At 57.0% G+C, this 20,738-nt stretch carries 23 protein-coding genes; 14 read left to right on the forward strand and 9 right to left on the reverse strand.

What is annotated here, in order from left to right:
* The first annotated feature begins 75 nt into the window (after window positions 1-75).
* The 8 genes from ACTJI7_RS14855 to nadS all read left to right on the forward strand — a co-directional run bounded on the left by ACTJI7_RS14855 (window position 76) and on the right by nadS (window position 5,019).
* Complete coding sequence (locus tag ACTJI7_RS14855) at window positions 76-819, forward strand: winged helix-turn-helix domain-containing protein (protein WP_063155520.1); 744 nt, start codon at window positions 76-78, stop codon at window positions 817-819.
* Window positions 816-1,286, forward strand: a complete 471-nt coding sequence (locus ACTJI7_RS14860; protein ID WP_063155519.1) for a hypothetical protein — start codon at window positions 816-818, stop codon at window positions 1,284-1,286. Before ACTJI7_RS14855 ends, ACTJI7_RS14860 begins: the two co-directional genes overlap by 4 nt.
* 87 nt (window positions 1,287-1,373) lie before the next feature.
* Window positions 1,374-1,973, forward strand: a complete 600-nt coding sequence (gene yihX, locus ACTJI7_RS14865; protein WP_045260234.1) for a glucose-1-phosphatase — start codon at window positions 1,374-1,376, stop codon at window positions 1,971-1,973.
* Entirely contained in the window at window positions 1,967-2,848 is an 882-nt protein-coding gene (locus ACTJI7_RS14870) for a virulence factor BrkB family protein (RefSeq protein WP_045260235.1), read from the forward strand. Before yihX ends, ACTJI7_RS14870 begins: the two co-directional genes overlap by 7 nt.
* Window positions 2,845-3,282 carry a D-aminoacyl-tRNA deacylase gene (gene dtd / locus ACTJI7_RS14875; protein WP_440670957.1) on the forward strand — a complete coding sequence of 146 codons (438 nt, stop codon included), beginning with the start codon at window positions 2,845-2,847 and terminating at the stop codon, window positions 3,280-3,282. The genes ACTJI7_RS14870 and dtd overlap by 4 nt, the downstream gene beginning before the upstream one ends.
* Before the next feature lie 44 nt (window positions 3,283-3,326).
* Window positions 3,327-4,268 carry a fatty acid biosynthesis protein FabY gene (fabY, locus tag ACTJI7_RS14880; protein ID WP_028014875.1) on the forward strand — a complete coding sequence of 314 codons (942 nt, stop codon included), beginning with the start codon at window positions 3,327-3,329 and terminating at the stop codon, window positions 4,266-4,268.
* Window positions 4,269-4,416: 148 nt separating this feature from the next.
* Window positions 4,417-4,728 carry a hypothetical protein gene (locus ACTJI7_RS14885; RefSeq protein ID WP_047366784.1) on the forward strand — a complete coding sequence of 104 codons (312 nt, stop codon included), beginning with the start codon at window positions 4,417-4,419 and terminating at the stop codon, window positions 4,726-4,728.
* A complete protein-coding gene (gene nadS / locus ACTJI7_RS14890) occupies window positions 4,729-5,019 on the forward strand; it encodes a NadS family protein (RefSeq protein ID WP_047366785.1) in 291 nt (96 codons plus the stop codon).
* A gap of 41 nt (window positions 5,020-5,060) precedes the next feature.
* Here nadS and fdhE read toward each other — a convergent pair whose 3' ends face one another.
* The 4 genes from fdhE to fdnG are packed head-to-tail and all read right to left on the reverse strand — an operon-like array spanning window position 5,061 to window position 10,584.
* Window positions 5,061-5,990, reverse strand: a complete 930-nt coding sequence (fdhE, locus tag ACTJI7_RS14895; RefSeq protein WP_028014872.1) for a formate dehydrogenase accessory protein FdhE — start codon at window positions 5,988-5,990, stop codon at window positions 5,061-5,063.
* Window positions 5,987-6,622 (reverse strand): formate dehydrogenase cytochrome b556 subunit, encoded by a 636-nt coding sequence (gene fdoI / locus ACTJI7_RS14900; protein WP_015569914.1) that lies wholly within the window; start codon window positions 6,620-6,622, stop codon window positions 5,987-5,989. Before fdoI ends, fdhE begins: the two co-directional genes overlap by 4 nt.
* Window positions 6,619-7,521 carry a formate dehydrogenase subunit beta gene (gene fdxH, locus ACTJI7_RS14905; protein WP_003861960.1) on the reverse strand — a complete coding sequence of 301 codons (903 nt, stop codon included), beginning with the start codon at window positions 7,519-7,521 and terminating at the stop codon, window positions 6,619-6,621. Before fdxH ends, fdoI begins: the two co-directional genes overlap by 4 nt.
* Before the next feature lie 12 nt (window positions 7,522-7,533).
* Window positions 7,534-10,584 carry a formate dehydrogenase-N subunit alpha gene (gene fdnG / locus ACTJI7_RS14910; protein WP_120266897.1) on the reverse strand — a complete coding sequence of 1,017 codons (3,051 nt, stop codon included), beginning with the start codon at window positions 10,582-10,584 and terminating at the stop codon, window positions 7,534-7,536.
* A 371-nt stretch (window positions 10,585-10,955) separates the two neighbouring features.
* Between fdnG and fdhD the strand changes: the two genes are divergently transcribed.
* Window positions 10,956-11,792 (forward strand): formate dehydrogenase accessory sulfurtransferase FdhD, encoded by an 837-nt coding sequence (gene fdhD / locus ACTJI7_RS14915; RefSeq protein ID WP_047366787.1) that lies wholly within the window; start codon window positions 10,956-10,958, stop codon window positions 11,790-11,792.
* A 114-nt stretch (window positions 11,793-11,906) separates the two neighbouring features.
* On the forward strand, window positions 11,907-12,119 hold the full coding sequence (locus tag ACTJI7_RS14920; protein ID WP_041911778.1) for a DUF1471 domain-containing protein: 213 nt from the start codon (window positions 11,907-11,909) through the stop codon (window positions 12,117-12,119).
* 40 nt (window positions 12,120-12,159) lie between these two features.
* Here ACTJI7_RS14920 and ACTJI7_RS14925 read toward each other — a convergent pair whose 3' ends face one another.
* Together ACTJI7_RS14925 and ACTJI7_RS14930 are read right to left on the reverse strand one after the other, a co-directional pair.
* Window positions 12,160-12,483, reverse strand: a complete 324-nt coding sequence (locus tag ACTJI7_RS14925; RefSeq protein ID WP_028014868.1) for an AzlD domain-containing protein — start codon at window positions 12,481-12,483, stop codon at window positions 12,160-12,162.
* On the reverse strand, window positions 12,483-13,142 hold the full coding sequence (locus ACTJI7_RS14930; protein ID WP_219260559.1) for an AzlC family ABC transporter permease: 660 nt from the start codon (window positions 13,140-13,142) through the stop codon (window positions 12,483-12,485). Before ACTJI7_RS14930 ends, ACTJI7_RS14925 begins: the two co-directional genes overlap by 1 nt.
* 103 nt (window positions 13,143-13,245) lie before the next feature.
* Between ACTJI7_RS14930 and ACTJI7_RS14935 the strand changes: the two genes are divergently transcribed.
* The 4 genes from ACTJI7_RS14935 (at window position 13,246) to ACTJI7_RS14950 (ending at window position 18,357) form a co-directional block, all read left to right on the forward strand.
* Window positions 13,246-13,794, forward strand: coding sequence for a helix-turn-helix domain-containing protein (locus ACTJI7_RS14935; protein WP_003861973.1), 549 nt, complete (start codon window positions 13,246-13,248; stop codon window positions 13,792-13,794).
* A 17-nt stretch (window positions 13,795-13,811) separates the two neighbouring features.
* On the forward strand, window positions 13,812-14,807 hold the full coding sequence (locus tag ACTJI7_RS14940; RefSeq protein ID WP_192979117.1) for a LacI family DNA-binding transcriptional regulator: 996 nt from the start codon (window positions 13,812-13,814) through the stop codon (window positions 14,805-14,807).
* Window positions 14,808-14,911: 104 nt separating this feature from the next.
* A complete protein-coding gene (locus ACTJI7_RS14945) occupies window positions 14,912-17,035 on the forward strand; it encodes an alpha-galactosidase (protein WP_440670953.1) in 2,124 nt (707 codons plus the stop codon).
* A gap of 44 nt (window positions 17,036-17,079) precedes the next feature.
* Entirely contained in the window at window positions 17,080-18,357 is a 1,278-nt protein-coding gene (locus ACTJI7_RS14950) for an MFS transporter (protein WP_059357403.1), read from the forward strand.
* On the opposite strand, the gene rhaM is transcribed toward ACTJI7_RS14950, so the two are convergent.
* The 3 genes from rhaM to rhaD are packed head-to-tail and all read right to left on the reverse strand — an operon-like array spanning window position 18,345 to window position 20,665.
* The gene (rhaM, locus tag ACTJI7_RS14955; protein WP_063155517.1) at window positions 18,345-18,659 is read right to left on the reverse strand and encodes an L-rhamnose mutarotase; all 315 of its coding nucleotides are present in this window, start codon (window positions 18,657-18,659) and stop codon (window positions 18,345-18,347) included. The genes ACTJI7_RS14950 and rhaM overlap by 13 nt on opposite strands.
* On the reverse strand, window positions 18,656-19,804 hold the full coding sequence (gene fucO / locus ACTJI7_RS14960) for a lactaldehyde reductase (RefSeq protein ID WP_222563566.1): 1,149 nt from the start codon (window positions 19,802-19,804) through the stop codon (window positions 18,656-18,658). The genes rhaM and fucO overlap by 4 nt, the downstream gene beginning before the upstream one ends.
* Before the next feature lie 30 nt (window positions 19,805-19,834).
* Window positions 19,835-20,665, reverse strand: a complete 831-nt coding sequence (gene rhaD, locus ACTJI7_RS14965) for a rhamnulose-1-phosphate aldolase (RefSeq protein WP_045260243.1) — start codon at window positions 20,663-20,665, stop codon at window positions 19,835-19,837.
* Window positions 20,666-20,738: the final 73 nt, after the last annotated feature.

Genomic DNA, 20,738 nt, shown 5'->3' on the forward strand with positions numbered 1-20,738 from the left:
CTATACTGTTGTTAAATATACGTATGTTTTTTGGGTTTGTGAGGTTAAATATTGTTATTGCAGAGGAAAGTAAAATTGTATCTTATTAACAAGCTGGTCGAGTATGACCCGGAAAACAAAACCCTGGCGAATCATATTACCGGGCGCACGATACATTTGCAGCTTCCTGCCAATCTCTGCTTTCTTTATCTCGTTACCCATCCTGGCGAAATAATTTCGCAAAATCAGTTAATGGTGGTGGGATGGGGTGAGCGTAACGATGTCACCACACCGAATACCTTTTACCAGGCCATTTTGACATTGCGCAATGCGCTGGCTGAAGTGGGGTTACCGCGCGATACGGTAAAAACGATTTCGCGTCGCGGGTTGACGCTTTCCGAAGCCACCCAGGTTGAAGTATTTACCCCAACCGCCGAGCCGGTAATTGCCAGTGAAGACGCGGCAATAGCCGAGGGCACCGCGATGAAGAAGCCGGCGTGGTTAATAATAGCCACCGCTACGCTTTTTCTGATCGCGCTTATTAACGGGGTCATATTATATAAACATCACCAGAACATGCCGTTTAGTCACTACATTCCACTTTCAATGGGCAGCACGACCAACGCCTGCCAACTCTTTTATGCACCTAATGAACATATGCAGGACCATTACCTTCGCTTGTTAAAAAATTACCCCAGCCTGTGTGCCGGAAACCGATACATTTTTCTCATCGGCTATAGTAAAACGGAGCGAATCGCGGCGTTTGTCTGTAATAACGATGCGCGACATGACGCGGCAGCGTTATGTACCACGCATTATTTTTGGGCGCATGAGCAATGATGACACTCGGGAATCGTATTATTTTGCTGGCGGCGTTGCTGGGGGCTGCTATTACCAGCGGCTGGCTAGCGTATTCGCATTTTTCGAGTGCGCCGATACGCTGTACAGGTGATGTGGAGTGGACGATTGGTAAAAACCGATTTGTAGGAACGGTTTCATGGCGAATGCAGCATCGGGAAGGGACCGCTGTCATTAACGGTAAACTGATTGGTCACGTGGTTTCTGAAGTCAACCGCACCATCTATTTCCACTACAGCGATCACCAGAACGCGCGCGTATTGAATAACGATCGTATTGTTAAAACCTTCGCCGATAGTGCGGATGAGGCTGATATCAATGCAACGCTACCGGGTTTTTATCGCACGCCGGGAAGAGATCTGAGCCTGATGATTGATGAGTACCGTGGAGCGTGGCTTTTTGCCGCGTCGAACGTCCCTTCGCTGTACTGCCGTAAAAACGCGCCGTAAAAATCAATCGCACACCTTAGACGGCACGCATAGTCAAATCTCGTGATTCCCGCTACAGTTATCTCTCCACGGCGAAAGGAGATAAACATGCTTTATATCTTTGACTTAGGAAACGTAATCGTCGATATCGATTTTAACCGGGTGCTGGGTGCCTGGAGCGACTTTAGCCGTGTGCCGCTGGCGACGTTAAAGCAGGATTTCGCGATGGGTGAGACCTTCCATCAGCATGAACGCGGCGAGATTAGCGATGAAGAGTTTGCTGAACGCTTCTGCCAGGAGATGGGGCTTTCGTTAAGCTATGAACAATTTTCTCACGGCTGGCAGGCGGTATTCGTCGCGATCCGTCCGGAAGTGATCGACATTATGCACAAACTACGCGAGCAGGGGCACCGGGTGGTCGTACTGTCTAACACCAACCGTCTGCACACGACCTTCTGGCCAGAGGAATATCCCGAAGTTAAGGCGGCGGCAGATAAGATCTATCTTTCGCAAGAGATGGGTATGCGTAAGCCTGAAGCGCGAATTTATCAGGCTGTTTTGCAGGCAGAGGGATTCACCGCGGCCGATGCGGTCTTTTTCGATGACAACGCCGATAATATAGAGGGAGCTAACCAGTTGGGTATCACGTCAATTCTGGTGACCGGAAAAGAGACGATACCGAACTACTTTGCGAAGCAGTTATGCTAAAAACCGTTCATCAAAAAGCCACGCATCATACTCGCCCGCTGAGGGCCTGGCTGAAGTTGCTCTGGCACCGCATTGATGAGGACAACATGACCACGCTGGCGGGTAACCTCGCCTACGTGTCGTTGCTCTCATTAGTGCCGCTGGTGGCGGTGATCTTTGCGCTCTTTTCCGCTTTCCCGATGTTCGCGGACGTTAGCCTGCAGCTTCGCCATTTCGTCTTCGCGAACTTCATCCCGGCCACCGGGGATGTTATCCAGAACTACATCGAGCAGTTTGTTGCCAACTCCAGCAAAATGACGGCGGTGGGGGCGTGCGGCCTTATCGTTACCGCGCTGCTGCTGATGTACTCTATCGACAGCGCGCTTAACACCATCTGGCGAAGCAAAAAAATCCGTCCTAAGGTCTATTCCTTTGCCGTCTACTGGATGATTTTAACGCTGGGGCCGTTGCTGGCTGGGGCGAGTCTGGCAATCAGTTCGTATCTTCTCTCCTTGCGCTGGGCGAGTGATTTAAACAGCGTGATTGATAACGTGCTGCGTATTTTTCCGCTGATCCTGTCCTGGCTCTCGTTCTGGCTGCTCTATAGCGTTGTACCGACCACGCGCGTGCCTAACCGCGATGCGGTAGTTGGGGCGCTGGTGGCGGCAGTGCTTTTTGAACTGGGTAAAAAAGGGTTTGCCCTTTACATCACCATGTTCCCGTCTTATCAGCTGATTTACGGCGTGCTGGCGGTGATCCCCATTTTATTTGTCTGGGTTTACTGGACCTGGTGTATCGTCTTGCTTGGTGCCGAAATAACTGTCACTCTCGGCGTATACCGCGAACTTAAAAAAGCAGCAGAAGCTGAAAAACAATTAGAAGCAGACCAACCATGATTGCATTGATACAGCGCGTAACCCGTGCCAGCGTCACCGTGGAGGGAGAGGTGACGGGTGAAATTGGCCCAGGACTTTTGGTGTTGTTAGGTGTCGAAAAGGATGATGACGAACAAAAAGCGAACCGCTTATGCGAGCGCGTGCTGGGCTACCGCATATTCAGCGATGCGGAATGCAAGATGAATCTGAACGTCCAGCAGGCGGGCGGCAGCGTGCTGGTGGTTTCCCAGTTTACGCTGGCAGCGGATACCGAGCGCGGCATGCGCCCAAGTTTCTCTAAAGGCGCCGCGCCGGATCGTGCAGAAGCACTTTACGAATACTTTGTTGAGCGTTGTCGCCAACAGGAAATGAATACGCAAACCGGACGATTCGCTGCAGATATGCAGGTCTCGCTGGTGAACGATGGCCCCGTCACATTCTGGCTCCAGGTATGAGCCAACTGGCGGCGTGGCCGCGGGTAACAAGAGAGAGTACAGCTATGTATCACCTTCGAGTACCGCAAACGGAAGAAGAGTTAGAAGCGTATTACCAGTTCCGCTGGGAAATGCTGCGCAAGCCACTGCATCAGCCAAAAGGATCTGAACGCGACGCCTGGGATGCGATGGCCCATCATCAGATGGTGATGGACGAAGAGGGCAACCTCGTCGCCGTCGGGCGACTGTATATCAACGCTGATAACGAAGCGTCTATTCGTTTTATGGCGGTTCACCCTTCCGTGCAGGATAAAGGGCTGGGGACGCTAATGGCGATGACGCTGGAGTCCGTCGCCCGTCAGGAAGGCGTTAAGCGCGTCACCTGTAGCGCCCGGGAAGATGCCGTGGAGTTTTTTGCCAAACTCGGTTTTGTTAACCAGGGTGAAATCACCGCTCCGCAAACCACGCCGATTCGCCACTTTTTGATGATCAAACCCATCGCCACGCTGGACGATATTCTTCATCGCGCGGACTGGTGCGGGCAGCTGCAGCAGGCCTGGTATGAACACATCCCTCTGAGTGAAAAGATGGGCGTGCGCATTCAGCAGTACACCGGGCAAAAATTCATTACCACCATGCCGGAAACCGGCAATCAGAACCCTCACCACACCCTGTTTGCCGGCAGCCTGTTTTCCCTGGCGACGCTCACCGGCTGGGGGCTGATCTGGCTAATGCTGCGCGAGCGGCATCTTGGCGGCACCATTATTCTGGCCGATGCCCACATTCGCTACAGCGCGCCGATCAGCGGCAAGCCGAGCGCGGTGGCGGACCTTGGCGCGCTGGGCGGCGATCTTGATCGTCTGGCACGTGGCCGCAAAGCGCGCGTGCAAATGCAGGTTGAGCTGTTCGGCGATGAAACGCCGGGCGCGGTGTTTGAAGGCACCTATATCGTTCTTCCTGCGAAGCCGTATGGGGCGTATGAAGAGGGGGGGAACGAGGAAGAATAACGGTCTTCTGGAAAGCGGCTTGCAAATACACATCGTAGCAGGACGTATCCTTCGCTTTATTCGGCGTATCCCATTAACGTAATCAGCAAGGGGTACGTCATTGACGTACATTAGACATTTGTTACTATAAGCCAACGGCGTATGTTTAATGCTATTCATTGAAACGGACATTTTCACAGAAGACGTCAAAACGTTACTGGATGACGACGAATATCATCGGTTCCAGATATTCCTGGCGACACAACCGGAGTACGGCGATGTTATCCAGAATACGGGAGGCTTGCGAAAGATTCGCTGGCTTGCTGGCGGAAAGGGAAAGCGTGGTGGAGTCAGAGTTATCTATTTTTACCGTACGTGTGAGTTTGAAATCAGACTGCTGCTCATCTATCGCAAAGGGATTAAAGATGACCTGTCTGCGGGGGAGAAAGCTATTCTGAAAAAGATGATAGAGAGGTGGTAAATGGATAAGGCGCTGTTTGAGCGATTAACCCAAAGCGTTGGGCAAATGAACGAGATTGCCGAGGGCCAACGCGAGCCGTCGCGTATCTTTCAAATCGATGCGATGAAAATAAAAGAAATTCGTCAGGCATCCGGGTTGTCGCAGAGTAAATTCGCGACCTTAATCTCTGTCAGCGTTGATACATTGCGTAACTGGGAACAAGGCAGACGCTCGCCTACAGGCCCGGCTAAAGCGCTTTTGCGCGCTATTGCTAACGATCCTCAACATGTCATCCCTGCGCTATCGCAGTAATTAGCCCGGTTGCACTGAGGCTCACCGGGCTTTTATGGAGATTACTCCCCTTCACCCGGGAACAGGAACGGGTTAATCGAGCTACGGGCAAAGCCCTCCTGCTCCATCTTCGCATCCAGAATCAGCGAGGCGAGATCGTCGGCCACCGCTTCGACTTTCGGGTCTTTTTCCTGATACAGGATCTTCAGGTAGGTTCCGCAGTCGCCGCAGCTTTCGGCTTTCACCGCCGCGTCTTCATTTTCCAGCGACCAGTAGTTGAGATCGCGAGTCTGCTCGCAGTTGCTGCACTTCACGCGCACCACGTGCCACTCGGTTTCACACAGGTTGCAGTGCAGGTAGCGCAGCCCCTGCGTGGTCCCAATCTGCACCATGCTGGAGACCGGCATTGAGCCGCACACCGGGCAGAACTGGCGCGCTTCGCCGTATTCGGCGCGGGCTTTGCCCGGGATCAGACTCGCCATTTGCGCCCAGTAGAGCGACAGCGCGGCCCAGATAAACGGCGCTTTATCGCTGCTGACCAGCGAGAAGTCGGAGGCAAACAGCGCGCTCGCCATCTCTTCCAGCTCCAGGTCAGAGGCTTTTTCCAGGTTCTCAATGACCGCCAGCGCGGTGCCGCTCATCTCCGGCTTCAGCTCGGCAATCAGCGAATGAAGCAGCTTATGCCAGTGCTTGTCGCGCGGCAGGACGTGAATATCCAGCGGCGGCTTGCCCTGCTCGTTAGCTTCCTTGATGCGCGCGGTCAGGTCCATTTGCAGCGGGTGGTCGTACAGCACCACCTCCTGCGCATGGGCGACCAGCGCGGCAAAACGCAGAAAATCGCCCAGCGGGTTGTTCTCTGCCAGCTCGCGCAGACGCTCTGCGCGGCGGTTGTAGAGGTTCTTGAGTCTGGGGAATAACAACGGCGGAATATACTCCGCCGTACGTTTCTCGCTCGACCCCAGCTCATCTTGCGGGATTATGCGAATACTCATTCAGATGACTTTTCCTGTTTCTGGCGGACTTCACGGTACCAGCGCGGGTGATGTTTCTTCGCCCACGTTTTGGTTACCCATCCTTCCACCATCGCGGTAATGGTGCCTTTCACCCAGAGGGCGGCGTAAATATGCACCATGATAACCACAATTAACGCCACTGCGGCAAATGAATGCAGCATTAGCGCAAATCGGATCACCGGGATTGAGAAAGCAGGCGCAAAGTACGGACGCCAGATGATCACGCCGCTCACCAGCAACAGGACCAGGAAGATAATCGCCGCCCAGAATACGCATTTCTGGCCGAAGTTATAACGCCCGGTATCACCTACTTCCTCGTTGACGACGATCTTACGAATATTCTTCGCCCAAAAGATATCATCCCGATTGATTAGGTTATGGTGCCAGTAACGGAAAAACATGATGATAAACGAGGCAAACATCACCACACCCACGAATGGGTGAAGGATGCGCGCCAGCTGCGGCGTGCCCAGGATCTGCATCAGCCAGTTGAAGGAGGGGAAGAAGAACCCCAGCCCGCTTATCGCCGCCAGCATGAAGCAGAAGGCGGTGACCCAGTGGTTGATGCGTTCCGGCGCGGTGTAGCGCACGATGGTGTCACGTTTTCTCATTTGCGCACCTCGTCTTTCTCTTCATGCAGGTTGTCGTCTTCCTCTTCCGCACGGTTCGGACCGACGCCGACGTAGTGGAAGATGCTCGCTGCGAAGGTGGCAGCAAAGCCCACCGCGGCCAGCGGTTTCCAGATGCCTTTCCAGAACTTCACGGTGGCGCTGATTTCCGGGTTCTCCGGCAGGCCGTGATACAGGTTCGGCTTGTCGGCGTGGTGCAGCACGTACATCACGTGCGTACCGCCAACCCCGGCCGGATCGTACAGGCCCGCGTTGTCGTAACCACGGGTTTTCAACTCGCCCACGCGCTCTGCCGCCAGAGTTTTCATATCCTCTTTTGAGCCAAAGTGGATAGCGCCGGTTGGGCAGGTCTTCACGCATGCAGGCTCCTGGCCCACGTTAACGCGGTCCACGCACAGGGTGCATTTGTAGACGCGGTTGTCTTCCGGGTTCATGCGCGGCACGTCGAACGGACAGCCCGCGATGCAGTAGCCGCAGCCAATGCACTGCTCGGACTGGAAGTCGACGATGCCGTTGGCATACTGAATGATAGCCCCTTCTGACGGACACGCCTTCAGGCAGCCCGGATCCGCGCAGTGCATACAGCCGTCTTTGCGGATAAGCCATTCCAGTTTGTCGTTCTGCTCCACTTCCGAGAAACGCATTACCGTCCAGGACTTGGCGGTCAGGTCTGCCGGGTTGTCGTACACCCCGACGTTGTGACCCACTTCGTCACGGATGTCGTTCCACTCAGAGCAGGCCACCTGACAGGCTTTACAGCCGATACAGGTGGTCACGTCGATCAGCTTCGCCACTTCCTGCTGGTGGTCCCGCGCCTGAGGCGCGGGCGTGAAACCGTTAGTCGCGGAACGACGGATAATGTCTTGAGATTGATAAGCCATAAGTCGTCTCCGTTACACCTTTTCCACGTTCACGAGGAAGGCCTTAAACTCCGGCGTCTGCGTGTTCGCATCGCCGACGAACGGCGTCAGGGTGTTCGCAATGAACCCTTTCTTCGCCACGCCCTCATAGCCCCAGTGAATTGGGATGCCGATGGTATCCACCTGCTGACCGTGAACGTTCAGCGTGCGAATACGCTTGGTCACCACCGCCTTGGCCTTGATGTAGCCGCGGTTAGAGGAGACCTTCACGGTATCGCCATGGGCAATGCCGAGCTTGTTCGCCAGCTTCTCGCCGATCTCCACAAACTGTTCCGGCTGCGCGATGGCGTTAAGCAGCGCGTGCTTGGTCCAGTAGTGGAAGTGTTCGGTCAGACGGTAAGTGGTGCCCACGTACGGGAACTTGTCTTTTTTACCCAGCGCTTCAAAGTCGCCCTTGAAGATACGCGCTGCCGGGTTAGAGACCACGTTCGGGTGCAGCGGGTTGGTGCCCAGCGGCGTCTCAAACGGCTCGTAATGTTCCGGGAACGGCCCTTCCGCCATCTTGTCGATAGCAAACAGACGCCCCATCCCTTCAGGCTGCATGATAAACGGCCCAACGTCGCTGCCTGGTGCGGCAGTGCTGTAGTCCGGAATATCCACGCCTCCCCATTTCGCGCCGTCCCACTTCAGCAGCTGACGCTTCGGATCCCACGGGTTACCCTGCGGGTCAGCGGAGGCACGGTTATAGAGGATGCGGCGGTTCAGCGGCCATGCCCATGCCCAGCCCAGCGTATTGCCGAGGCCCGACGGGTCGGCGTTGTCGCGGTTGGCCATCTGGTTGCCTTTCGGCGTCCAGCTACCGGCAAAGATCCAGCAGCCGCTGGAGGTGGTACCGTCATCGCGCAGGTGCGCGAAGGTGCTGAGCTGATCGCCTTTCTTCGCCAGAACCGCGCCGGTGACCGGGTCGATAACGTCCGCCAGCGCCTTACCGTTGCTCTCCATGGCCACTTCTTCCGGCGCAGGATTTTCCGGCGTCGAGTAGTTCCAGGTCATGTTCAGCACCGGCTCAGGGTTCGCGCCGCCTTCTGCCGCATACATCTTACGCAGGCGTAAGAAGATACCGGCCAGGATCTCGCCGTCGTTCATGGCGATGCCCGGGGCGTCCGCGCCTTTCCAGTGCCACTGCAGCCAGCGGCCGGAGTTGACGATAGAACCGTTCTCTTCCGCGAAGCAGGTGGACGGCAGGCGGAACACTTCGGTCTGAATCTTCGACGGATCGACGTCGTTTGATTCGCCGTGGTTCTGCCAGAAGGTCGAGGTCTCGGTGTTGAGCGGGTCAATCGTCACCAGGAACTTCAGCTTCGAGAGGGATTCAACAACCTTGTTCTTGTTCGGGAACGACGCCACCGGGTTAAAGCCCTGGCAGATATAGCCGTTGACCTGGCCCTGGTGCATCATTTCGAAGTACTGGAGAACGTCGTAACCTTTGTCCCACTTCGGCAGCCAGTCAAAGCCCCAGCTGTTTTCCGCCGTCGCTTTGTCGCCGTAGAAAGCTTTCATCAGCGAGACGAAGAACTTCGGATAGTTGCCCCAGTAGTTCACCTGGCCTTCGAGCAGCGGTTTTGGCGTGCTGGCCGTCAGGTAGGTCTGCAGGTCAGTCTGTTTCTCGCTCGGCAGGTTCATGTAACCCGTCAGGCTCTGAGACAGCAGGCCGAGGTCGGTCAAACCCTGGATGTTAGAGTGACCGCGCAAGGCGTTCACGCCGCCGCCTGCCATCCCCATGTTGCCGAGCAGCAGCTGCACCATTGCCATGGTACGGATGTTCTGCGCGCCGATGGAGTGCTGCGTCCAGCCGAGTGCATACAGGAACGACGCGGTTTTGTCCTTCGCGCTGGTCTCCGCGATCAGCTCACAGACCTTCAGGAAGTCTGCTTTCGGCGTGCCGCAGATGTTCTCGACAACGTCCGGCGTGTAGCGGGAAACGTGCTCTTTCAGCAGGTTCCATACGCAGCGCGGGTGTTGAAGAGTGGTGTCGCGCTTCGCAAAGCCTTTCTCATCCAGCTCGTAGTTCCAGCTGGTTTTGTCGTACTTGCGTTTTTCCGCGTCATAACCGCTGAACAGGCCATCTTCGAAGTGGTAATCCTCACGCACGATCAGGCTGGCGTTGGTATAGGCTTCGGTGTACTCGCGGTTATATTTTTCGTTGGTCATCAGGTACAGCAGTACGCCTGACAGGAAAGTGATGTCAGTACCTGAACGAATAGGGGTGTAGAAATCCGCCACTGACGCAGTACGCGTAAAGCGGGGATCGATCACAATCAGTTTCGCACCGTTGTGGATTTTGGCTTCCATCGCCCAGCGGAACCCGACAGGGTGCGCTTCAGCGGCGTTACCGCCCATCACCACAATGAGGTTGGCGTTCTTGATGTCGACCCAGTGGTTGGTCATCGCACCGCGACCAAATGTTGGAGCAAGACTTGCTACCGTTGGTCCGTGTCAGACACGCGCCTGGTTGTCGACCGCGAGCATACCGAGTGCGCGCGTGAATTTCTGGGTTAAATAGCCGGTTTCGTTGCTGGAGGCAGAAGCACACAGCATCCCGGTGGAGAGCCAGCGGTTGACCGTGACGCCGTCGGCGTTCTTCTCAATAAAGTTGGCATCGCGGTCTTCTTTAATATGTTTTGCGATGCGGTCAAACGCCTCTTCCCAGCTGATTTGCTGCCATTTATCGGAGCCAGGTGCGCGATATTCCGGGAATTTCAGACGGCTTTCGGAGTGGATAAAGTCCACCAGACCGGCCCCTTTCGGGCACAGCGCGCCGCGGTTGACCGGATGGTCCGGGTCGCCTTCGATATGGAAAATAGACGCTTTGGCGTTTTTCGCACCGTCGCCGAGGCTATACATCAACAGCCCACAGCCGACGGAGCAGTACGTACAGGTGTTACGGGTTTCGCGGGTGCGCAGCAGTTTGTACTGCCGCGTTTCCGCCAGCGCTACGCCGGGCGCAAAGCCCAGTGCCGCCGCCGTGGTGCCTGCCATACCGCCAGCGCAGATCTTAAAGAACTGCCTTCTGCTGACCTGCATGGGTCACTCCTTGTTCGACATTGCTTATATATGTAGTTTTAACTTCGCGGTTGAGAATTGACCGCAAAGGAGAAAAATTTGCGTTAATCCCTCATTTCTCCGAGGGATATCATCAGAATACCACAATGTCGGTATACCTGTTCCAACGGCGTTAATACAAAGTGAACGTATTATCACTGTGTTGATTATAAAGTGTGACACTGATCACACTATAAGCTCTGCATGTTAAAGGGGTGTAGCGGGGGTCGGGTTGCACCTCTTCTTAATGAGTAGGACAATGAGTGTCGAAAAGTTGATCCATACTATGCGTAAGGCCTGCGGTTTATGCTGCAATAGCAGGCCTACTTCCGTGGTTGTTCAGGAATACCGCTGTGTCTAAACAAAACCGTGCTACCCGCTCATCGCCACTGCCTGCGGGCATTGTGGAAATGTCGGTACGCAGACCGCCCCACATTACCCATGCCACACCCGATTTTCTGGCTGAAGAAGTGCCCGTTGCCCTCGTTTACAACGGTATTTCGCACGTGGTGATGATGGCCTCACCTAAAGATCTCGAACTGTTCGCCATCGGTTTTTCCCTTTCGGAAGGCATCATTGCGCATCCGCAGGAGATCTACGGCATGGACGTGGTTCAGGCGTGTAACGGTCTTGAAGTGCAAATCGAACTCTCCAGCCGCCGCTTTATGGGGCTGAAAGAGCGCCGCCGCGCGCTGGCCGGGCGTACCGGGTGCGGTGTCTGTGGTGTTGAGCAGCTTAATGATATTGGCAAGCCCGTTGCGCCACTGCCGTTTACCCAGACCTTCAATCTGGCGCATCTCGACCGTGCGCTGGAAAATCTCAACGATGTTCAGCCCATCGGCCAACTGAGCGGCTGCACGCACGCGGCGGCGTGGGTATTGCCGTCAGGAGATATTGCTGGAGGGCATGAGGACGTGGGCCGCCACGTCGCGCTCGACAAGCTATTAGGCCGTCGTGCGGGGGAGAGCGATCTCTGGCAGCAGGGCGCGGCGCTTGTTTCCAGCCGCGCCAGCTATGAGATGGTGCAGAAGTCCGCGATGTGCGGCGTGGAAATTCTGTTTGCAGTGTCGGCGGCAACCACGCTGGCGGTGGAGGTGGCGGAGCGCTGCAATCTGACGCTGGTGGGGTTCTGCAAGCCGGGCAGGGCGACGATTTATACCCATCCGCAGCGGTTAATGGTTGATCAGTAATTTTGAATGATAATAGCAAATCATTCCGCTTTTAGTTGTTAAGGATGAGGGCTAGTATCTATCTCATCAAGGCACGGTGCCTTACCTAAACAACTTAATGAAAGGGTTTATATCATGAAAAGCATCAAAACTTTTGTCGCTGTAATCGCTCTGGCTGCTTCTTTCGGTTCTTTCGCTGCACAGACAGTGACCGCCTCTGCTTCCACCATTGATAGCGCAGAAGCGAAAATCGCGGCTCAGGCTCAGGAAGCGGGCGCGTCATCCTACAAAATTACCCAGGCGTTCACCGGTAACCGCGTACACATGACCGCTGAACTGAACAAATAATTTCGCTATACCGTCGAAAGAGCGCCCCTGGGGCGCTTTTTTAGTTTATACCCGCCAGACGCAGCAGCGCCGTCACCACCGCCGCCGCGACGATCACCACAATTAACGGCATTTTTCGCCATGCCAGGAACACCGCGAACCCCACGCCCAGCACGCGCGCCATGCCCGCAAAATGTTCCCCTTCATAAAACGTGGTCGCCAGCGCGACGGAGAACAGCAAAACGGTAGCCGCATCGGAAAGCAGCGCCTGCGATCGTTCAGAGAGAGCCAGCCGGTTGCCCAGCTTTGCCCCGCCGAGACGCATCAGGTAGGTTCCGGCAGAAAGGATGGCGATGCCGAGAATAAAAAACGTCATGTTTCCCATTATTTTTTCCTCGCAGCGAGACCGAGTAACGAGAGCAGAACCGGTAAACCCACCGGGGCAAACGGCACGGCAGCCAGTGATAGCGCGGCACCGCTGCAGGCGCGGATCAGCGTGGTACGGTTTTTAAACGCGGGTACCACTAACGCCAGCAGGATCGCCGGAAACACCGCGTCCAGCCCGATGGTCTCCGGGTCCGGCAGCAGTTTACCGACCATGGCACCCAGCAGCGCCCCCACCGGCCAGATAATCGCCACGCCTAAACCGCACAGCCAGTAGGCCGCTTTACGCTGCTCGGGCGTTTTTTGCGACAGGCCAAACACCACGCTTTCATCGTTCATGATGTGACAGCCGAGATAGCTCAAACCCCGTTTGCCCACCAGTTCACGCACCGTCACGCCAAACGGCACATGGCGCGCGTTGACCAGCAAACCGGCGGCCGCTGCCGCCAGCGGGTTACCTCCGCTTGCCACAATGCCGATAAACATAAACTCGGATGCGCCCGCCAGCACCGTGAGGGAAAGCACAAACGGCACCCACAGCGGAAAACCGTAGGCCATCGCCAGGGAGCCGTAAGACATGCCGACCACGCCTACCGCGAGGCAGACCAAAATTATCGCTTTTATCGTGTCGCCTTTCAGGCAAGAGAGGGAATTCTTCATATCATTTTAGCCATATCGAACGTATTTCCATTATAATGAACGCATCAAAATCGTTTTACAAGATGAACGAATCGTTCGTTATAGAGAAAAAGAGGCCGTTTTTATGACGCAGCCAATCAGCGTGATCGCCAAAAGCCTGGTGCGGGAACGCCTGCGAACCGGGCTGTCACTGGCGGAAATTGCCCGCCGTGCCGGGATCGCCAAATCTACGCTTTCTCAGCTGGAGTCTGGCAACGGCAATCCTAGCCTGGAAACGCTCTGGTCGCTTTGCGTGGCGCTGGATATTCCATTTGCCCGGTTACTGGAGCCGCAGCAGCCCGTCACGCAGGTGATCCGCCGCGGCGAGGGCACCAAGGTGGTTGCCGGGCAGGCAAACTACGAGGCGATTTTGCTGGCGGCGTGTCCGCCGGGCGCGCGTCGTGATATCTATCTGCTGCTGACGCAGCCGGGCGCAGACCGTATTTCCCAGCCGCATCCGCCGGGGTCAGTTGAGCATATTATCGTGACCCAGGGGCGGGCGATGGTCGGCCTGATCGACGCGGCGGAAGAACTCGGCCCGGGCGATTACATTTGCTACCCTGCCGATCAGCCGCATATCTTTAAGGCGCTGGAGCCAGACACCCACGCCCTTCTGGTGGCGGAACAAAATTAACGAAGATACGGAAAATCATGTCGCTCAAAGCCATTGCTAAAGAACTGGGGCTGTCCGTCACTACCGTCAGCCGCGCCCTCAACGGGTATGACGATGTTTCTGCTGAGACGCGCGCCCGCGTGGAGGCGGAGGCCCAGCGCCGTGGTTACCGACCTAATACGTTTGCGCGCCGCCTGAAGATGGGCAAAATTGATGCCGTCGGCCTCGTTTTTCCCGTGCATCCTGTTCCGCTCAATAACAGCGTTTTTATGGACATGGTCGGCGAAATTAGCCACGAACTGGCGCGACATGAGATCGACCTGCTGCTCATCGCCGACGATGATCTGGCGGATAAGCACAGCTATATGCGCATGGTGCAAAGCCGCCGCGTGGATGCGCTGATTGTGGCCCACACGCTGGATCGCGATCCGCGACTTGAACAGCTACAGGCCGTCGGATTCCCTTTTCTGGCGCTTGGCCGCAGCCAGCTGCCGCAGCCGTACGCGTGGTTCGACTTCGACAATTATGCTGGCACGTACCAGGCCACCCGCTGGCTGATTGAGAAAGGCCATCAGCGCATCGCCCTGCTGGGCGAAAGCAATAATCAGGCATTCATCACCCAGCGGCGACAGGGCTACCTGGACGCGCTGCGGGAAGCCGGGCTCTCCAGCGAATGGCTGCGCGCTATGCCCCCTTCTCGCCGCGTGGGGTATGCCACCACGAAAGAACTTCTCTCCCTGCCGCAGCCCCCCACGGCCATCATTACCGACTGCAACACCCACGGCGACGGCGCGGCGATGGCGCTGGCGGAACTGGGCCGCCTGACAGGCGAGAACGCCGTTGCGCTGGTGGTTTATGACGGACTTCCGCAGGACAGCATCGTTGATGCTGACGTGGCGGCAGTGATCCAGTCCACTCGTCAGGGCGTCGGGAAACAGATTGCCGATATGGTGCGCCAGCTGATCAATGGCGAGGCGATCGAGCAGCTCCAGGTGCTCTGGCAGCCCGAATTCTCCCCGGGCCAGACGGCCTAAACCGCGTAAATTTCCAAACCCGATCACAGATCCGAAACGTTTTGGTTTGTATCCGAAACGTTTCGGATCAACACTCAAGGCATCCCGACGACAGGAGATGTCTGATGCAAGATGCCATTTTACGACTCGAAAGCACCACCGTTGATGTGGTGATAAAAACCCAACCGTTCGCCGAAATTCTCTACTGGGGGCCGCATCTTCAGCACTTTTCGCCGCAGAACGTCGCTACGCTGGTGCGGCCGGTGGCAAACGGCAGGCTGGATGTGGACTCCCCGGTAACGCTGATGGCCGAACTGGGGCACGGGCTGTTTGGCTCGCCCGGTATTGAGGGACATCGCCAGGGGCTGGACGGTTCCCCGGTGTTTAAAACCACGCAGGTGCAGCAGGACGTAAACACCCTGACGATAACCGCCGAAGATGAATGCGCGGGACTGCGTCTGACCAGCGAGCTGACGCTGGAGGCCAGCGGCGTGCTGGTGGTGCGCCATGGGTTAACCAACCTGAAAGCGCTGGCGTGGCAGGTGGACCGATTCGCCGTCACGCTGCCGGTGGCCGAGCGCGCGCAGGAGGTAATGGCCTTTCACGGACGCTGGATCAGAGAATTTCAGCCGCACCGCGTCACGCTTGAACACGACAGCTTTATCATTGAAAACCGTCGGGGTAAAACGTCCCACGAACATTTCCCGGCGCTAATCGCCGGTACGCCATCGTTCAGCGAAATGCAGGGCGACGTCTGGGGCGTGCATCTGGGCTGGAGCGGCAACCACCGCCTGCGCGCCGAAGCGAAAACCGATGGTCGCCGTTATATACAGGCCGAAGCGCTTTACCTGCCGGGTGAAATGGCGATTGAAGAGGGCGAAACGCTCTGGACGCCGCGCCTGTATGCCAGCTACTCCCCGCACGGGCTGAACGGCATGAGCCAGCAGTTCCACCGCTACCTGCGAGACAGCATCATCCGCTTCCCGGAAAACAAACCGCGCCCGGTACACCTCAATACCTGGGAGGGGATCTACTTCAGCCACGATCCGGAGTACATCATGCGTATGGCCGATGAGGCCGCCGCGCTGGGCGTGGAGCGCTTTATCATTGACGACGGCTGGTTCAAAGGCCGCAACGACGACCATGCCGCGCTGGGCGACTGGTACCTGGATGAGAAAAAATACCCGAACGGCCTGACGCCGGTAATCAGTCACGTTAAACGGCTCGGCATGGAGTTTGGCATCTGGATCGAGCCGGAGATGATTAACCCGGATTCCGATCTGTATCGCGCGCATCCTGACTGGGTGCTGGCGCTGCCGGGCTACGCGCAGGCGACCGGACGGCACCAGCTGGTGCTTAATCTCAACATCCCAGAGGCCTTTGATTATCTCGTGGAGCGCATGAGCTGGCTGCTGGGTGAGCATGCGGTTGACTACGTGAAATGGGACATGAACCGCGAGCTGGTGCAGCCCGGGCACAACGGTAAAGCCGCCGCCGACGCGCAGACCCGCCAGTTTTACCGCCTGCTGGACGTGCTGGGCGAGCGTTTTCCGCACATTGAATTAGAATCCTGCTCCTCCGGCGGGGGGCGAATCGATTATGAAGTGCTGACCCGCAGCCATCGCTTCTGGGCGTCCGACAACAACGACGCGCTGGAGCGCAACACGATCCAGCGCGGCATGAGCTATTTCTTCCCGCCGGAGGTGATGGGGGCGCATATCGGTCATCATAAATGTCACGCCACCTTCCGCCAGCATAGCATCGCTTTCCGTGGGCTGACGGCGCTGTTTGGGCATATGGGGCTGGAGCTGGATCCGCTCACCGTCGATGCGCAGGAGCGTGAGGGCTATCGCCATTATGCCGCGCTGTATAAGCGGTGGCGTGAGGTGATTCATCACGGTACCCAGTGGCGCGTGGACATGCCGGATGCCACCACGCTGGCGCAGGGTATAGTGAGTGAAGACAAAGCGCAGGGGCTGTTTATGGTCAGCCAGCTCGCGATGCCGGATTACACCCTGATGATGCCGCTGCGCATGCCGGGGTTAGACGCCAGCGCGCAGTACCGCATCACGCTGCTGGATCACCCGAACATTCAGATCACGGGCGAGGGCGGGCACACCATGCGCAAGCTGCCAGCGTGGATGGAAGCCCCGCAAACGGCAAGCGGCGAATGGCTGATGCGGGCGGGTATTGCGCTGCCGATTCTGGATCCGGAAACCGCCATTCTGATTGGCGTAGAACGCGTGTAAAGGTGACGGGCCGGGCAACCGGCCCTCCGTTGAGGATAAAAATAATGAACACAACAACCTGTACCCACAAAGACAACCCCAATTTCTGGATCTTCGGGCTGTTCTTCTTTCTCTACTTCTTCATCATGGCCACCTGCTTTCCGTTCCTGCCGATTTGGCTGTCGGACATCATTGGCCTGAATAAAACCCATACCGGGATTGTCTTCTCCTGCATCTCGCTGTCGGCCATCGCGTTCCAGCCGGTGCTGGGCGTCATTTCGGACAAGCTGGGGCTGAAAAAACACCTGCTGTGGATCATCTCGGTGCTGCTGTTTCTGTTCGCGCCGTTTTTCCTGTACGTCTTCGCGCCACTGTTGAAAACCAATATCTGGCTGGGCGCGCTGAGCGGCGGGCTGTATATCGGCTTTGTTTTTTCAGCCGGATCCGGGGCCATTGAGGCCTACATTGAACGCGTGAGCCGCAACAGCCTCTTTGAATATGGTAAGGCGCGCATGTTTGGCTGCCTCGGCTGGGGGCTGTGCGCCTCAACGGGCGGCATCCTGTTCGGCATCGATCCGTCGTATGTTTTCTGGATGGGATCGGCGGCGGCACTTTTGCTGATGCTGTTGCTGGTGGTCGCGAAACCGAAGCCCAACCAGACGGCGCAGGTGATGAACGCCCTGGGCGCGAACCAGCCGCAGATCACCGCTAAAACCGTGTTCAACCTGTTCCGCCAGCGCAGAATGTGGATGTTCATCCTGTACGTGATTGGCGTGGCCTGCGTGTATGACGTTTTCGACCAGCAGTTTGCCACCTTCTTTAAAACCTTCTTCGCCACGCCGCAGGAAGGGACCCGCGCCTTTGGTTTTGCCACCACGGCGGGGGAGATTTGTAACGCCATCATCATGTTCTGCTCGCCATGGATCATTAACCGCATCGGCGCGAAGAACACGTTGCTGATCGCCGGGGTGATTATGGCGACGCGCATTATCGGCTCGTCGTTTGCCACCACCGCCGTGGAGGTCATCGCCCTGAAGATGCTGCACGCGCTGGAGGTCCCGTTCCTGCTGGTGGGGGCATTCAAATACATTACCGGAGTGTTTGATACGCGCCTGTCGGCCACCATCTATCTGATTGGTTTTCAGTTTGCCAAACAGTCGGCAGCGATTTTCCTCTCCGCCTTTGCCGGGAATATGTATGACCGGATCGGCTTCCAGGAGACGTATCTGATGCTGGGCTGTTTCGTGCTGGCGATTACGGTGGTGTCGGCGTTTACGCTGAGCAGCAGGCGGGAGATTGCTGCCACCACAGGGGCGGCAGCGTTAACGCATCACTCCAGGTAAAACACCTCTTTCAGCCCGGCGCTCACCGGGCTGTTATCCGGGTTCGACGGCATGACGTCAGCCATATATTTCCACCAGCGCTGGCACACGTCGGTATTCGCCACCGCGTTCCAGCGCTCCTCCGACTCAATCTCCACCGTCGCAAACAGCAGGTTGCGTTCTCTGTCGAGATAAATGGCGTAGTGGTGTGCGCCGTGGTCTTTCAACACCGCTGCAAGCTCGGGCCAAATCGGATTGTGGCGACGCGCGTACTCCTCGTGCGCGTCCGGGTTTATCTGCATCACAAACGCTTTGCGGATCATAATGCCTCCAGGTACAGCTCGCGGACCTCGTCGCGGCTGGCGGTGCGTGGGTTACACGGCGCACACGGATCGGCGAGGGCTTTATCCAGCCAGCCTTCGATATCGGCTTTGGTGACGCCGAGCTGGCTGAAGCCGGACGGAATGCCGACGCGGGCGCTCAGGTCGCGAATCGCCTGAATGGCGGACATGCTTGCGGCTTCATCGCTCATCCCGCGGGTATCGACGCCCATTGCCTGCGCCACGCGGGCAAAACGCGCGACCGCGTTCGGGCGGTTAAAGTTTTCGATGATCGGCAGCAGGATGGCGTTACACACGCCATGCGGCAGGTTGTGCGTTGCGCCCGGCTGGTGCGCCAGAGCGTGTACCAGCCCCAGCCCTGCGCTGTTAAACGCCATACCTGCCAGGTACTGACCAAACGCCATCTGCTCGCGCGCTTCCAGGTTATGACCGTCGTCGACCGCTTTCGGCAGCCAGAGGTTGATCAGGCGAATCGCTTCCAGCGCGTTGGCATCGGTCAGCGGGTGCGCGCCAACGGACACGTAGGCTTCAATGGCGTGCGTTAACGCATCCATACCGGTCGCGGCGGTCACCGGGGCCGGAATATCAAGCATCACGCTGGCATCGTCCACCGCGATATCCGGGATGATGTTCGGGTCGATAATCACCTCTTTCACCTGACGCGCGGAGTCGATGATCACCGCGTTGCTGGTCATCTCTGCCGCGGTGCCTGCGGTAGTGTTGATCGCCACCAGCGGCACGCCTGGGTTTATCACCTTGCCGACGCCGGAGTAATCGGTAGACGGGCCTGGATTAGCAGTGAGGATTTTAATCGCCTTGGCGGTATCAATCGGGCTGCCGCCGCCAAAGGCGATGATGTAATCACACTCCGCGTCCCGGTAAGCCGCAAATCCTTTTTGCACCAGCGCTTCCGTCGGGTTCGGAAACACCTCATCGAACAGTTGATATGACATTTGATGGGCGTCCAGCGCGGTAAACAGGCTGTCGAGCAGGCCCAGTTTCACCAGTTGGCCGTCGGTGACAACCAGCGCTTTGCCCCACTGCCTGGTCGCTACCAGGTTGACCATATCGCCGATTGCACCCGCGCCATGCAGGCTAATTTTGGGAAGTGCCAACATAAAGCTCATGATAATTCTCCTTAACTATCGCCTGTGGCGTTACGCGTATAAATCCAGGGCCGACTGCATCGGGGTAACGCCAAAACGTTTGCCCAGCGCGATCAGCTCTTCCCGGGTGATGGTCTGCTTCATGCCGCCCATGGAGTAGACCTTCACCAGCACCTCCGCGGATTTCTCGGCGGTGTCGATCAGGCCAAAGGTTTCATCCAGAGTCGGACCGCTGCCGAAGACGCCGTGGAACGGCCACAGCACCAGGGCGTGCTTTTGCATATCCGTCGCGGTCGCCTGACCGATTTCGTCGGTACCCGGCACCATCCACGGCAGAATACCGACACCGTCCGGGAAGACCACCAGGCATTCGGTACTGCCTTCCCACAGCTTGCGGGTAAAGAAATCAGAATTATTTTCCAGCACGTAGGTCAGGGCGATCAGGTTAGTGGCGTGGCAGTGCATGATGACGCGGTCTTTGCCGTCAGTCGCCTTGATGCGTTCGCAGTGGGAGAGGAAGTGCGCCGGCAGTTCAGAGGTCGGCACCGCGTCGTCCGTAAGCCCCCACAGAATGTGGTAGCCCGCGCCGTCGCTGTCTACCCTCACGACGCCGAGATTGGCTTCCGGGTCCAGCTGAACGTTACGGAAGAACTTGCCGGAACCGGTAACGATAAACGGCGTGTTGGCGAGCAGCGGCATCGGCTGACTCAGGGCAATATAGCGTGGCTTCTGGTGAAAATCGGCGGCGTACGGCTCGATGTCCGCATCGTCCAGGCGCAGCGTGAGGTTGCCGCCGTTGCGCTCGTCCCAGCCCTTCAGCCAGGCGTCGGAGGTGGCTTTGATCATGCCCTGGACGAACCAGGAGGTGGTGATGGTCTGCATACAGTGTTTCCTTTGAAAATGCCGGGTGGCGTTACGCTTACCCGGCCTGCTTTTACCTGTAGGCCCGGCAAGC

It is taken from the genome of Enterobacter sp. 22499 (assembly GCF_052044815.1).
Classification (GTDB): domain Bacteria; phylum Pseudomonadota; class Gammaproteobacteria; order Enterobacterales; family Enterobacteriaceae; genus Enterobacter; species Enterobacter bugandensis.

Coding starts and splice junctions, on each gene's coding strand:
- fdhE (WP_028014872.1), bottom strand. CDS start 5,990: ATGAGTATTCGCATAATCCCGCAAGATGAGCTGGGGTCGAGCGAGAAA.
- ACTJI7_RS14935 (WP_003861973.1), top strand. CDS start 13,246: ATGACGCAGCCAATCAGCGTGATCGCCAAAAGCCTGGTGCGGGAACGC.
- yihX (WP_045260234.1), top strand. CDS start 1,374: ATGCTTTATATCTTTGACTTAGGAAACGTAATCGTCGATATCGATTTT.
- fdoI (WP_015569914.1), bottom strand. CDS start 6,622: ATGAGAAAACGTGACACCATCGTGCGCTACACCGCGCCGGAACGCATC.
- fdxH (WP_003861960.1), bottom strand. CDS start 7,521: ATGGCTTATCAATCTCAAGACATTATCCGTCGTTCCGCGACTAACGGT.
- rhaD (WP_045260243.1), bottom strand. CDS start 20,665: ATGCAGACCATCACCACCTCCTGGTTCGTCCAGGGCATGATCAAAGCC.
- fucO (WP_222563566.1), bottom strand. CDS start 19,804: ATGAGCTTTATGTTGGCACTTCCCAAAATTAGCCTGCATGGCGCGGGT.
- ACTJI7_RS14950 (WP_059357403.1), top strand. CDS start 17,080: ATGAACACAACAACCTGTACCCACAAAGACAACCCCAATTTCTGGATC.
- ACTJI7_RS14930 (WP_219260559.1), bottom strand. CDS start 13,142: ATGAAGAATTCCCTCTCTTGCCTGAAAGGCGACACGATAAAAGCGATA.
- nadS (WP_047366785.1), top strand. CDS start 4,729: ATGGATAAGGCGCTGTTTGAGCGATTAACCCAAAGCGTTGGGCAAATG.
- fabY (WP_028014875.1), top strand. CDS start 3,327: ATGTATCACCTTCGAGTACCGCAAACGGAAGAAGAGTTAGAAGCGTAT.
- ACTJI7_RS14870 (WP_045260235.1), top strand. CDS start 1,967: ATGCTAAAAACCGTTCATCAAAAAGCCACGCATCATACTCGCCCGCTG.
- ACTJI7_RS14925 (WP_028014868.1), bottom strand. CDS start 12,483: ATGGGAAACATGACGTTTTTTATTCTCGGCATCGCCATCCTTTCTGCC.
- ACTJI7_RS14920 (WP_041911778.1), top strand. CDS start 11,907: ATGAAAAGCATCAAAACTTTTGTCGCTGTAATCGCTCTGGCTGCTTCT.
- dtd (WP_440670957.1), top strand. CDS start 2,845: ATGATTGCATTGATACAGCGCGTAACCCGTGCCAGCGTCACCGTGGAG.
- ACTJI7_RS14885 (WP_047366784.1), top strand. CDS start 4,417: ATGCTATTCATTGAAACGGACATTTTCACAGAAGACGTCAAAACGTTA.
- rhaM (WP_063155517.1), bottom strand. CDS start 18,659: ATGATCCGCAAAGCGTTTGTGATGCAGATAAACCCGGACGCGCACGAG.
- ACTJI7_RS14940 (WP_192979117.1), top strand. CDS start 13,812: ATGTCGCTCAAAGCCATTGCTAAAGAACTGGGGCTGTCCGTCACTACC.
- ACTJI7_RS14860 (WP_063155519.1), top strand. CDS start 816: ATGATGACACTCGGGAATCGTATTATTTTGCTGGCGGCGTTGCTGGGG.
- ACTJI7_RS14945 (WP_440670953.1), top strand. CDS start 14,912: ATGCAAGATGCCATTTTACGACTCGAAAGCACCACCGTTGATGTGGTG.